Raw genomic sequence first — 12,061 nt, forward strand, 5'->3', positions numbered from 1 at the left:
GCCTAGCTGCCCTTGCTGAAGTTCACGAACCGGCCGCCGATCCGGCAAACGTTGACCCCGACCATGACCGCCTTGCAGCCGGTCACCGCCAGCTCGTCCGGCACGAGCTTCACCTTGCGGATCCTTGGCGGCTCGTAGGTTTGCCTAGGCTTGGCTCGCTTGACCATGGCTAGCGCCTTCCTCTCAGTTTCTTCAGCGTACGGCCCCGACGCCGTGCTGTCCAGGGGCTCTTGCTATATTCCTGCCACATCGCGGGGCCGGGAGGGGGGTTGTGACGCCGATCACGGCCGGCACGGATGAACCGCCTCGATCGACAAGAGTTGGACCATGAAGGCACGGTAGTCGGCCACCGCGCGCAAGGAGTCCACGTCAAAATCCTCCACCAGGGCCCGCACGATCTCCTCCCCGCTCGAACGCCCGTCCAGCCGCTCCCAGATGAAGGCCCCCACGCGGTTCAGGTTGAAGATGGCGTCGAGGTCGGCCCCCCGGCCCACGATGGGCACGAGCACGTACTCCTCGGCGATGCGGCGACCGACCATCCGCTCGGAGCGGGCGAAGACGTCGGCCAGGGATAGGCTCTCCGCGGACGTCACGGCCGGCGGGGTACGGCCGCGACCAGCCGAAGCCGCGACCAGAGCCCCCCGAGAAGGGAGAGGAGCGCCCGCCAGACACCTCCCCCCTGCCCCTCGTCGATCACGGTGGCCAGGACGTGGTGCGGGTCCAGCAGCGGATCCCAGAGCCAGGATCGATCGCCCTTCGTCCGCCAGCGCGTTCCCCGGGGCGCCAGGGGCGGCCCCCACACCAAGCGGTGCAGCCGGAGTCCCGCGGGAAGGCGCACGAGCACGACGTCGCCCAGGCGGGGCGGCCTCCGGGCGGGCGAGGCGAGGCGAACCGCATCCCCCGCGACGAGGCCCGGCCTCATGCACTCTCCGCTCACCCGCAGCCGGACCGAGGGGAAGCGCTCGAGGCAGTCACGGACGATGAGATCGCTAAGGGCCGGTCCGACCTCGAGCGTTTGCATGTCGGGTTCCAAGCCCGATCCTCTAGGGTGTGGCCCGCCAGGCGCGAAGGCTGGGAACGGCCCAGCGTCCAACCAAGAGAGCGGCGCGCCGGAGTGACCCCAGAAGAGACCCCGAGCCCGGCACGCCGCCTCGGAAGGTGAGGCGCAGGAGCTCGAGCCGGCGGCCGGCCAGGAGCTGCCACCGCACGGGGGCCAGCGCCGGCTCCGCGGGGGAGATGAGGGCGAGCGGCGTGCGCAGCCGCTGGCCGAGTCCCCTCGGAATCGCCCGGAAGGTCGCGAGCTTATCGCGGACTTCCCGCGGCACCCTGGCCCCGAGCACCGTCTCGGCCGCGGCCAGTGCCGCAAAGACGGGGGCCCCGGCGGACGACCGGGCGGCCAGCTCGAGGAGTCGGTCCGAATCAATGGGCGCGCGCTCCAGAAGGCGGCGAAAGTCCAGCCATTGGACGAGGGACAGGACTAAGCCATGTTGGAACGCGGCGTGCAAGCAGAGGTGTAGGAGGACATCTTCCGTGGCTGGAATCCGGGCGATTTGCCCACTTGCGGGCCGACTTCTTGACCAGATGCCATCGGCATCGAAGGGAAAAAGGCCCGGGCAGGAAGTCAGGGAATGGTGGAGCTCCAGAACGCCGCCCCAAACGGGGTCCAGAAGGGCGACCGCATGATCCGAGCGTCCGATCTCTTTGAACCCCTCAGCCGCGAGCAGGCGCTGGGCACCCGGCCCGTCGTCCAGGGCCAAGAGGTCCACGTCGGCCATGGGGCGTTCGGCCACGGATTCGTAGAGCCACTCGGCAACGGCCGCGCCCTTCAGAGGCAGCGAGCGCAGGCCGTGGCCGGCCAGGAGGCGCTCCACGCGCGCCGCCATCTCCAGCTGCCGGACCCCGCGCACGAAGGCCTCGCGGTGGGAGCTCGCCAGGATGTCGAGGGCGGCGGCCGGCCAGGGAGCCGAAGATGATCGGGCCGTCTGGTGAAGAAGCCCGGAAAGGCCTTGACGTCGGGCCTCCTCGGCGAGGGCTTGGGCGGCTGCCGCATCGGGGAAGGAGGGCGGAATGCCCGCGCGCAACCACTCGCGCAGCTGGGCCCGCGCCCTTTTTGACTTGGGCATCAAATCGAGGTTAGGGTGGTGATGCGGGGTTGTCAAACTTCGCGAGGGGAATGAGAATGGTGCGCACGCTTCGGACTGTGTCTCTCCTCACCGTCGTGGCCGTGGGCGCGCTCCTGCCCCTCTTTGGTGATCCCCGGCCCTCCCCGGTGACTCATCCCGAATGGGCGCGGATGCTCCTGAGGGCCTTGGATCTTCTGCAGGCCAGCGGGGGCTTTGCCGACCAGGCCTCGCAGGTCTTCACCACCCTCTCCGGTCGGGACAGCCTCTCCTACCGCGCGGACCGCTACGTGAAGGCGGACGGGATCGAAGTCCTGGACGCGCCGCGCCGGGTGCGGGCCAGCGGGGCGGTGGGGGAGATCACCTATCCCCTGGCCGTGGCGCGGGGGGGTGACTACCGGGTGCGATTGCACCTGGCCGGGAGCCCGGAGACGCCCGCCGAGACCGAGATCGCCCGTTTCGGCGAGGCCAAGCCCGAGAAGTCCTTCACCGTGGTCCCGGCGTCGGTCCCGGGGTGGGTGCAGGCGGGTACGGCCCATCTCGATCCCGGCGCCTACACCGCGTCCGTGCTCCTCCCCCGGGGGGCCGTGCTCGACTACGTCGAGGTGAGCCCACCCTGCGTGAACGCGATCGAGCCCCTTTCCGGCTGGCAGCCGACCGCGGTCACCTCCACCGAGGACGTCGCGGTGACGGTCGTGAAGGCTCTGGACCTGGAGCCCGAGCTTCCACCGGCCTCGCCGCCCATCGAGCTCGCCGGCTCCGACTTTCGGGTAGAGGAGCCGGCGCGGGTGGCCATCCCGGCCTCTTTGAGCCCGCTCGATGAGCGAGAGCTCAAAGCGGGTACGGGGTGGCTGCAGGCCGTGGTCGTGGCCACCCTCCCAGAGCCGGGGACCTACACCCTGTCCGTCTTCGGGACTCTGGGGGCGGGACAGAGCTGGACCGCCGACGCCTGCCGACGCTCCGTTCTTTGCCCCTCGGAGGCGGGGGGCCCGAGTTGGCGGCCGATCCTGACCGGCGTCTTCGGGGCGGGGCGCCACTCCTTCAGCGTGACCCTGAGCCCGGGTGCGAGCGTCGGGAGCCTGCGTCTCGAGCGGAAGAAGGCTTCGGCCGCCGACTACCTCGCCACCCTCCGGCGCCTGGGCTTCGAGCCCGGCCCGGACGGTCCCATCGCCCGCGACAAGGCGATGGACGCGCGGGGCTTCATCGAGCACCGCCGTGGTCTGCGCGGGAACGAGAGCTGCGGCGACATCGTCCGCCCTGGCGTGTTGGCCGCGGGTGTCACCCTCGCCCAGCCCGTGGTCCCCGTGGGTCCGCTCAGTCCCCCGGGAGGCACGGGCCCCAACCAGCTCCCCCTCGTCCCGCCCGCGCTGCCACCCCAGCAGGTGGCGAGCCCCGTGCTGCCCTAGCTACTTCTCCACCACGCAGATGTAGCCGGGGGCCGAGGGCCGGCTCTCGATCCCCCGCGCGTCCCGCGCCGACACGCGCCAGCGGTAGGTGCCGAGCCACGCGAACGTGAGGGCCTGGGGCGGTCCGCTCACGTCCTTCTCGATCAGCACCTCGTCCGAGTTGAGGGGGAGAAGCTGGATGTGATGGGTCTCGGCGGCGGGGCTCCAGGACAGGCGCACGGGTTCTCCCCGCGTCACGTACACCGGGTCCTGGCCAGGCTGAAGGGCAGTGGGCGGCTCCGGCAGCCTCGCGGGAGGCTCGGGTTGCCGGCCGTCCATGATCACCGTGCCCTCCCCCGCCTGCAGGATCACCGCCACCCCCGAGGCCTCCACCCGGAAGGTCCCGTCCAGGGCCATGGCCATCACCATCGTTCGCTCCTGCTCGCGGCGGACGATGAGCCGGCCCTCGCCCCGGATCTCGGCCTCCGCGGTGCGGACCTTGATGATCTCGCGCCCCTGGGCCAGGAGCTCGGCCCGCCCCTCATCGAGGACGGTGGAAAGAATGAAGCCGGCGGGGATGTGCACAACGGTGGAGGGACCGGCGGTCAAGGACATCCAGGGATACTTGAGTCGAGCCAGCCCGTCGGGCGCCGTCCTTATGCGGTCCCCGGTGCGGACGCTCTCACCCTCCGCGAGGCGTTGCCAGCCGCGCCCGGAGGCGGTCTCGCGCTCGACCCCTTTGTCGACGTAGGCGAGGGTGGCCACGGGCACCCCCGTGTTGGGGGGCTTTATCGCCCGCACCTCCCGGGCGGTCGCGGGCGCAAGCGCGCTCGCAAGCGCGCCGGCCAGGAGCCCGGCGCCGGGGACCCGCATGGTCTCAGCTCTTAGCCGCCACCGCCGGGCGCGGCCCCCGTTTCTGGCCGCCCGCCCCTGAGCCCTCGTGATCGTAGTAGTAGTAGTGGTACCCCTGGGTCTGGATGTCCACCGCGTTCAGCACGAACCCGAGCAGGTTGTCGGTGGCCTTGCGCAGGGTGGCCAGGCTCCGCTTGACCAGCTTCTTGTCGACTTTGTTGTGCTGCACCACCATCACCACCATGTCGGCGTGGCGGGCGAGAAGAAGGGCGTCCGTCACGGAGGCAAGCGGGGGCGAGTCGAGGAGGACCCACTCGAAGTGGCGGCGCAGGTGGGCGAGGAGATCGGCCACATTCTTGCGGGCAAGGATCGCGGGCGGGTTCGGGGGCAGGGGGCCGGCGGTGAGGGCGAAGAGGTTGGGCATGCGGGTGGCCTGGATGAGCGAATCCACGTCGTCGTGCTTCACGAAGAAATCGGTGAGCCCGGGCTCGCGCGGGAGGTCCAGCCGGTCGTGGATCTGGGCGCGGCGGAGGTCGCAGTCGAGTACCACCGTCCTCTCCCCCGACCCCGCCAGCAGCTTGGCGATGTTCACGAGGGTGGTGGTCTTGCCCTCCTGGGGTGCGGTGCCGGTGATAAGCACCACCTGCCCCCCCTCGTCCTTGCGCCCGAAGATGAGGGCCGTCCTCAGGTTCTGGTAGGCTTCGGTCACGAGGTGGACGTTGTCCGCATCGTAGCGGGGCACCGCGGCCAGGAGCTCGAGGTGGAGGTAGCGCTCGGTCTCTTCCGGGTCCCGCAGCGTGTTGGCCAGGAAGTCCCGGGCCAGCACCAGGCCCAGCCCGAGGACGAGTCCGAGCAGGAGGCCCATGGCCCCGATCTTCCGTTTCTCGGGCCGCACGGGGTAGACGGGGACGGAGGCCCGCTCCACCACGCTCACGTTGTTGGTGCGGATGGAGGCCGCGATATCGGTCTCGTGCAGCTTCTGGAGCAGGACTTCGTAGAGGCTCTTCGCGGAGTCCGCCTCCTTCTTCAAAGCCTCGAGCTCCGAGGCCTTTCGGCTCTGGGTCGCGGCTTGAGCCTTCTGGTTGTCGATCGCTGACCGGAGTTCCGTTTCCCGCTTCTGAAGCTGGCCGTACTCGGCCTGCAGGCCGCCCACAATCTGTGCTGTCCGGGCGTCCTTGGCTTTTCGAATCTGGGCGATCTGGGCCTGGACCTTCTGCACCTCCGGGTGGCCTTCCTTGTACTTCTCGCTCAGCCGCGAGAGGTCGACGGTCAGGCCCGCGATCTGGCTGTTGAAGTTCAGAACCACCGGGTCCGCGGCCACCTGGGGAACGGTGTCCAGGCTCTGGCCCCCCTGCCGCATGTCCGTCACTTGCTTGAGAGCGGCCTCGATCGTGATCCGCCGCGCCTGGGCCTGGATGTAGTCGTCGTTCAGCTTGGTGATGGAGCTGGTCACGGCGGAGACGCTCCCCTCGGGTACGAAGAGGTCCTGGCTCTGGTAGCTCTTGAAGAGCTTGTCCTGGGCGTCCCGCATCCCGCGCTGGGTGTCGGCCAACCGCTCTTGGAGCCATTCGTAGGCCTTCCGCGCCGACTCGACGCGGCTGGCAAGCGTCTGCTCGATATAGACGTCGGCCAGCGTGTTGGCCCAGAGCGCCGCTTCCTTGGGGACCGTGTGGATGACCGAGACCACGACCAGACGGCTCTCCGGAACGGGCTCCACCCCCACGTGGGACATGAAGAGGCTGCCCGCCTCGGGGCTGTCCTTGAAGGGCGGACGATCCCTGAGCTTGAGCTGGTCGACGACCTTCTCCCCCAGCCCCTTGGAGCGGAGCACGCGGAACTGCGTGTTGTAGAAGTCGGAGTTCTGCCAGAAGTTGCCCGCGCCCACCAGGGCATCGGTCACGGTCATGAAGGTAGGGGTGGGGGGCTCGATCTGGATCATGGCCCCCGCCCGGTACTCGGGGGTCTGCAGGAAGGCCACCAGGAGGGCGAGGCCGAGGCCCACGACCGCGGCCGCGCCGATGAAGACGCGGCTCCGCCAGAGAACGTCCGCGTAGTAGCGGATGTCCAGCTGCCGCTCGGTGGGGAGGCCCAGGCCGGGATCGTGGGGAATCGTCGACAAGAGAGGCCTTGCTAGAAGAGCCGGCGAGGCACGGAGACCACGTCGTTCGAGAGAAGGGCCAGGTCCGGTTCCTTGCCCTTCCGGACCGCCTTCAGATCCACGTCCAGGATCCGGGTCTGGCCCGTCTCCGGGTCCACCCGTCTGACCTTAAGGTTACTGCTGCCGAAGCGGGTCAGCCCCCCCGCGGTGGAGATGGCCCCCGTGATCGTGAGCTCGCCCTCGATCGGGTAGCGACCCGGCCGCACGATCTCGCCCTCCACGGTTACATAATACTTCGGCAAGGCGGTAATGAGGTCGCCGTTTCTCAGCGGGACCTCCAGGTTGACCTGGTCCTGGGGCGAGGGTGCGGAGCCGGAGAGCCGCATGCGCAGGATCCGCGCACCTCCCTCGAATGACCCTTCCCGCCGGGCGATCTGGACGTCCCCCGAGGCGCGGGGGGTGAAGCCCCCCGCTTCCACGAGTACGTCGATGAGCCGTGTCCGCCCGCGCAGGGACTTCCGCCCGGGGCTGTTGACCTCGCCCACCACGGAGACGAACTGGCTTTGGTATTCCTTGACCTTCACCTCCACCTGCGGGTTCACGAGGTAGTCGCGGGCGAGGAGGGTGGTGAGCTTCCTCTGCACTTCGGGCAGCGTCAGCCCTGCCACCTCGACCTCGCCCAGCAAGGGGAGGGCGATGACACCGCTCGTCTGGACGGTGGAGGTGCGGGAGAGGTCGTCGTTGCCGAAGACGGTCACCTCCAGCACGTCCCCCGGTCCCACCCGGTAATCGGGAGCGGCCACCGGTGAGGGGGCGGTCGGGGGGGGTGCAGAGGCCGGGGCCTGGCCTCGGGCGGGAGCGGCCAGGGCCAGACCGACTACGGCTAGGAGGGTGATGCCTTTCATCGGCCCCCGGGGGCCCCGGAAAGGCCGATGCCGACTTGGACGATGAGCGAGTGGGTGGTGATCGTGAATTCCCGCAAGTTCGAGTCCCGGCGCTCCCGGCGGTAGTCCCCGCGCAGGAAGGCACGGCTGCCGAGCGGCCGCCCCAGGCCGACCGACCACGCGAAGATCGTGTCCTCACGGGGCACGCCGATGGCGCTGGCCACGGTCTGGTAGGTGTTCCACTGGTAGCCGGCGCCCCCCCGAAAGGCGCAGGAGAATGGAACCGGCAACGTGATCCCCGCCTGGACCGCTGTCGTCACGTAGAAGGCGTTCTGCTCGAAGGCGGAGAGGTCGGTCCCCCGGTTCACAAACAGTTCCAGCCAGGTGTCGGGACGAAATTCCTTCTTCAGTGAGACGCCGGTCGTGAGCCCCTGGAAGCGCTGACCGCCCGCCGCCGCCAGCGGGCTCGTCTGGTCGCGGAAGGCGAGCTCGATCTGACCCGTGACCAAGGGGGTGATTTCGCCCTTCAGGCTGAGGCCGACCGAGTTTGCGGTGGATTCCGCCAGGGGCCGCTGATCCGGCCGGGGCACGCGGTCGTACGTGTAGCCGAAGACGGCGCGCAGGCTCGGGGTCACCTCGTAGCCGAGGCCGGCGCGGAGGGAATAGTTGCTGAAGGGGAAGAAGCTGGAGGCGGTGTCGAAACTCACCTGGTTCCAGCCCGCGCCCAGATCCAGCCCGAGCCGCCCCCCCAGTTCCCAACGGGCTCCGAGATCGGTGCTCCAGCGTGTGAAGCGGCCGAGAGCGAAGAAGTATTCCCGCCCGGGGTCCACCTCGGTGGTTTCGAGAATGCCGTGGGCAAAATGCTCGCTCGCCCGCACAGTGAGGGACGTGCCCACGGGCAGGTCGAGGGAGGCGTTGGCAAGGTGGGTGGTGGTGCCCACCTCCGGGTAGGAGGAGAAGCTCCGCAGCCGCGGCTCATAGCTCGCCTGCAACTTGCCGTCGAAGAGGGGCATTTCCCCCGTCAGGCCTGGCTGGATTTGGAGATAGCGGTCCCGCACCGGCGTGGGTCCGTTCACACCGGCAACGTCCGCGTCCACATAGCTGAGAACGATGCTGGGTCGTAGCGATAGGGGGCCCAAGCTCAAGCCCCCCCGCGTCTCCCCGCCAAAGCCGGCGGGGCGCTCCTCGGTACGCTCGCCCGCCTCCCCCGCGGAGCTCGGGAAGAGCCTCGAGTACAGCTCCTCCACCGGGGCCGTCGGCGGCACCGCCGGCCGCGCGGTCTCCTCTCCTCCGAAGAACACCGTGACGAGGGTCTCCTGCCGGTGCACCTCGAACCCCACCTCGGAAGAGACGCGTACCCAGAGCGACACCCCACCGGGGCGGCGGACGATCCGGATGGCCTCCAAAGGCGGAGTCGCGGGCGGCTCCGTCAGGTTGTCGGGTGCCTCCGCGTCCAAGGAGATCACAACCTCGCTCCCCTGCCGCTCGACCTTCGCCCCCACCACCGGGCGCGAGCAGAGGACGTGCAGGGCCTGCCGCGAGCCGGCTGCGGTCACGCGCACGGCCAGGACCCGCGGCGTCTCGGCCTCCGGGACGGCGGGGAGCGCGGCTCCCGCCCCGCCATCCACGGCCGAGGTCACGGCCAGGACCAGGGCCACCAAGGGGCTCACGCCGCCCCCCGCGGGGCCGGCTTGCGCTTCTCGCTCCGCCGCTCGAAGAAGAGCAGGATCAGGATCAACGCCACGAAGCTGGCCGACTGGACCAGGATGAGCAGGGTCTCCATGGGGGTGGCGTCGGCGAGGGAGGCCGCGCCCAGGCCCAGGCAGAAGGTGATCAAGTAGATGATGAGCACGGCCGTGCGTTGGGAGAGGCCCAGGGACACGAGCCGGTGCGAGAGGTGGCGGCTGTCCCCGACGTAGATCGGTCGGCGTTCGCGCAGGCGGATCACGATCACGGTGGCGGTGTCGAGCAGCGGCACGGCCAAGACCAGGACCGGCATGAGCACGGGGAAATAAGTGCTGGAGGCGTGGGAGACATAGCGCTCGAGCAGCGTGAGCGAGGCCAGGACGGAGCCGATGAAAAGGCTGCCGCAGTCTCCCAGGAAGACGGAGGCGGGGTTGAAGTTGAAGAGCAGGAACCCCAGCAGGCTCCCCATGAAGGCGACCAAGATCAAGCTGATGAAGAACTCCCCCAGCATCCAGGCATTGATGAGGAGCACGGCGGAGGCCACGAAGGCGACCCCGGTGCACAGGCCGTCCATGTTGTCGAGGAGGTTGAAGGCGTTCGTGACCCCCACCACCCAGAGAAGCGTGATCGCGGTGTTCAGCCAGTCGTAGGGCATGAACGACGTGCGGACGTCCGCCGCGATGACCACGAGGGCAGCCACGACCTGGCCCGCGGCTTTCCAGCCCACTGGGAACCGCGTCCCCAGGATGTCGTCCGCGAGGCCCACGCCAAAGACCAGGGCCGAGCTCACGAGCAGGGCCAGGAGCTTCTTCTCCACTCGGTAGGCTTCTTGAAGGAGGGCGAGGGGCGTGCCGAAATGGGTCTGCACGAACGGGAGCGCGTTCAGGAAGGGGACGAGGGCGTAGCCGGCCAGGACGACGCCCGAAAAGGAAAGGAAGACCGCCAAGCCACCCAGACGGGGCATGGGCGCGGCGTGGACCTTGCGGGGCCCCGGCTGGTCCATGACCCCCAGTTTTCGGGCCAGGGCCCGGCTCAGGGGAACCACAGCCGCGCTCAAGGCCAGCGCGGCAACCATGACCAGGATGGCGGGAAGGGCGGAGCTCATGACGGTCAGGCCGCCAATCGCTTAGACGCCAGCAACTCGCGGTAGAGGGCGTCGACGTCTTCGATCAGACGCGAGAGGGAATGGCGCTTGAGAACGTGGTCGCGACCGGCGAGGGCCCGCCGACGCGCGGCCTCGGGACTGCGGAGCGTCTCCAGGATGGCCGCGGCGAGGGCCTCCGCCTCGCCCGGGGGGACCAGAAGCCCGCGGGTTCCTTCCCCCAACAGGTCGGGTGTTCCCCCCACGCGGGTCGCCACCACCGGGCGGGACGCGGCCAAGGCCTCGATGAGGGCCACCGGCGTCCCTTCGTTTCTCGACGAATTGACCACGACGTCCAGGTCTCCGTACACCGCTCCGATATCGCGCCGCCAGCCGCAGAACGACACGGCTTCGGCCAAGCCAAGCCGGCTCACCTCCTGTTCTAGCAAGGTCCGTTCCTCGCCGTCTCCGATCAGGGCGAAGCGGCACGCCGGCAAAGCCTTAAGGACGAGAGCGGCGGCCTTGAGGAACGTCGGCACGTCCTTGATGGGTACGAGGCGGCCCACCATCCCGACCAAGGGTGCCCCCGCAGGCACGCCGGCTTCGGTGCGGATCCCTCCCCGCGGCAGGGGCCGGGTGAGGGGCTCGAGCTCGAGGCCGAGAGGAACGACTCGTATCCGTTCTGGCCTCGCAACCCCTAGATCCACAAGGTCTTGCTTCACGGCCTCCGACACGGCGACCAGACCGTCGGAGAGCCGGCCGAGGAAGGCTTCGAGAGCCCGGAAGAGACGGGTCTTGACCGCGCCGAAGTAGCCCCGCAGCACATGGCCGTGATAGGTGTGGACGATGACGGGCACGCCGGCCAGGCGGGCGGCGAGACGGCCAAGCATCCCCGCCTTGGCGGTGTGGGTGTGGACGATGGACGGCCTGAACGCCCGAAGCAGGCGGTAGAGGCCCCAGAGCGCCCGAAAATCGGACAGGAGCCGGATTTCCCGGCCGAGCCCCCCCATCGGCTCGCAGGCCACCCCCTTTTCCGCGGCCAGAGCAAGCATGTTGCCCTCGTGTGGGGATTCTTGTCCGACAACGAGGCGTGTGTGGTAACCCCGCTGCTCAAGCCCGGCCGTCAGGAGGATGACGTGAATGGAAGGTCCTCCGATATTCAGCCGGGAGAAAAGGCGAACGATCCTTATTCCCCCCGACGCCGCTGGAACTGGGGTGTCATTCATGCCCTGGGGACAGGTCGCCGTCCGAGGTTAGCACCCCCCCTTGATCGGGTCAAGGAAGTTGTGGCATTCAAATGACTTTCGGGCCCCAGCCCTAAGGTAACACTTTACGATTGGGGACAGCCTTCTAGAGCCAACCTCGGAGCGCAGCGTAGAGGATTTTGGCGTACTCGGTCACGACGATCCGGCGGGAACGAGAGTCTCGCCACCACGCGCGGGGCGACCAGGAGGAGGGCCGGGCGGGACAGTTGAACAGATGGACGCCACGCAGGACCCCCCGCGCCAGGAGGAAAGTCCGGCGCTGATGGTACGGGGACGTGACAAGGGCCACGGTGCGGACGCCTTCCTGACGCAGGATGGGCGCCACCGCCAGAAGGGACTCGCGCGTGCTGTGGGAAACCCTCTCCAGGCGGATCCGTTCTTCCGGAACGCCCCACGCGAGAGCCTTCTCGCGGAGGCTCTCCGCGCTGTCCCCGGGCCCCGCCTCGCCCCCGGTGAGGACGAGCAGGCGCGCGGCCCCAGCGCGCACGAGCTCCGCCCCCGCCCTCGTCCGCTCGTAGGAAGGGTCGCCCGCGAGCACGACCGCGGCGTCGACCCTTGTCGGCGGATCTTCGAGAACCAGCCAGCGGGCCGGGAGATCGGTGAGCCCGAGACCGACAAGGCCGAGGAAAACGATCAGAACAACCGAGGCGGCGTGGGAGCGCCCAACCTTCAACGCGGCGAAGCCGAAAG

The 12,061-nt window shown here is 69.2% G+C and carries 12 protein-coding genes; 1 reads left to right on the forward strand and 11 read right to left on the reverse strand.

Features of this window, described 5'->3' with window-relative positions:
• Nucleotides 1-2: 2 nt before the first annotated feature.
• The 4 genes from VN461_23915 to VN461_23930 form a co-directional block, all read right to left on the reverse strand.
• The gene (locus VN461_23915) at nt 3-167 is read right to left on the reverse strand and encodes a hypothetical protein (GenBank protein ID HXB57829.1); all 165 of its coding nucleotides are present in this window, start codon (nt 165-167) and stop codon (nt 3-5) included.
• A gap of 114 nt (nt 168-281) precedes the next feature.
• Nucleotides 282-593: a PqqD family protein gene (locus VN461_23920; protein ID HXB57830.1), complete on the reverse strand. Its 312-nt coding sequence runs from the start codon at nt 591-593 to the stop codon at nt 282-284.
• Complete coding sequence (locus VN461_23925; protein HXB57831.1) at nt 590-1,033, reverse strand: S24/S26 family peptidase; 444 nt, start codon at nt 1,031-1,033, stop codon at nt 590-592. The genes VN461_23920 and VN461_23925 overlap by 4 nt, the downstream gene beginning before the upstream one ends.
• A 10-nt stretch (nt 1,034-1,043) precedes the next feature.
• The gene (locus tag VN461_23930; protein HXB57832.1) at nt 1,044-2,123 is read right to left on the reverse strand and encodes a nucleotidyltransferase family protein; all 1,080 of its coding nucleotides are present in this window, start codon (nt 2,121-2,123) and stop codon (nt 1,044-1,046) included.
• Nucleotides 2,124-2,179: 56 nt separating this feature from the next.
• Here VN461_23930 and VN461_23935 point away from each other — a divergent pair, with 56 nt between their 5' ends.
• Nucleotides 2,180-3,526 (forward strand): hypothetical protein, encoded by a 1,347-nt coding sequence (locus VN461_23935; protein HXB57833.1) that lies wholly within the window; start codon nt 2,180-2,182, stop codon nt 3,524-3,526.
• On the opposite strand, the gene VN461_23940 is transcribed toward VN461_23935, so the two are convergent.
• The 7 genes from VN461_23940 to VN461_23970 form a co-directional block, all read right to left on the reverse strand.
• Complete coding sequence (locus VN461_23940) at nt 3,527-4,378, reverse strand: hypothetical protein (protein ID HXB57834.1); 852 nt, start codon at nt 4,376-4,378, stop codon at nt 3,527-3,529.
• A gap of 4 nt (nt 4,379-4,382) precedes the next feature.
• On the reverse strand, nt 4,383-6,476 hold the full coding sequence (locus tag VN461_23945; protein ID HXB57835.1) for a polysaccharide biosynthesis tyrosine autokinase: 2,094 nt from the start codon (nt 6,474-6,476) through the stop codon (nt 4,383-4,385).
• Between the two features lie 11 nt (nt 6,477-6,487).
• Nucleotides 6,488-7,360 (reverse strand): polysaccharide biosynthesis/export family protein, encoded by an 873-nt coding sequence (locus tag VN461_23950; protein HXB57836.1) that lies wholly within the window; start codon nt 7,358-7,360, stop codon nt 6,488-6,490.
• The gene (locus VN461_23955) at nt 7,357-9,009 is read right to left on the reverse strand and encodes an outer membrane beta-barrel protein (protein ID HXB57837.1); all 1,653 of its coding nucleotides are present in this window, start codon (nt 9,007-9,009) and stop codon (nt 7,357-7,359) included. Before VN461_23955 ends, VN461_23950 begins: the two co-directional genes overlap by 4 nt.
• Entirely contained in the window at nt 9,006-10,130 is a 1,125-nt protein-coding gene (locus VN461_23960) for an MraY family glycosyltransferase (protein HXB57838.1), read from the reverse strand. The genes VN461_23955 and VN461_23960 overlap by 4 nt, the downstream gene beginning before the upstream one ends.
• 5 nt (nt 10,131-10,135) lie before the next feature.
• On the reverse strand, nt 10,136-11,332 hold the full coding sequence (locus VN461_23965) for a glycosyltransferase (GenBank protein ID HXB57839.1): 1,197 nt from the start codon (nt 11,330-11,332) through the stop codon (nt 10,136-10,138).
• A 124-nt stretch (nt 11,333-11,456) separates the two neighbouring features.
• Complete coding sequence (locus tag VN461_23970; GenBank protein HXB57840.1) at nt 11,457-12,044, reverse strand: YdcF family protein; 588 nt, start codon at nt 12,042-12,044, stop codon at nt 11,457-11,459.
• Nucleotides 12,045-12,061 lie beyond the last annotated feature (17 nt).

The organism is Vicinamibacteria bacterium (assembly GCA_035570235.1).
GTDB lineage: Bacteria > Acidobacteriota > Vicinamibacteria > Fen-336 > Fen-336 > DATMML01.

Bases quoted from the DNA above. Each gene is read 5' to 3' on its own strand.
- VN461_23915 (HXB57829.1), bottom strand. From the start codon at position 167: ATGGTCAAGCGAGCCAAGCCTAGGCAAACCTACGAGCCGCCAAGGATC.
- VN461_23930 (HXB57832.1), bottom strand. From the start codon at position 2,123: ATGCCCAAGTCAAAAAGGGCGCGGGCCCAGCTGCGCGAGTGGTTGCGC.
- VN461_23935 (HXB57833.1), top strand. From the start codon at position 2,180: ATGGTGCGCACGCTTCGGACTGTGTCTCTCCTCACCGTCGTGGCCGTG.
- VN461_23940 (HXB57834.1), bottom strand. From the start codon at position 4,378: ATGCGGGTCCCCGGCGCCGGGCTCCTGGCCGGCGCGCTTGCGAGCGCG.
- VN461_23950 (HXB57836.1), bottom strand. From the start codon at position 7,360: ATGAAAGGCATCACCCTCCTAGCCGTAGTCGGTCTGGCCCTGGCCGCT.
- VN461_23960 (HXB57838.1), bottom strand. From the start codon at position 10,130: ATGAGCTCCGCCCTTCCCGCCATCCTGGTCATGGTTGCCGCGCTGGCC.
- VN461_23965 (HXB57839.1), bottom strand. From the start codon at position 11,332: ATGAATGACACCCCAGTTCCAGCGGCGTCGGGGGGAATAAGGATCGTT.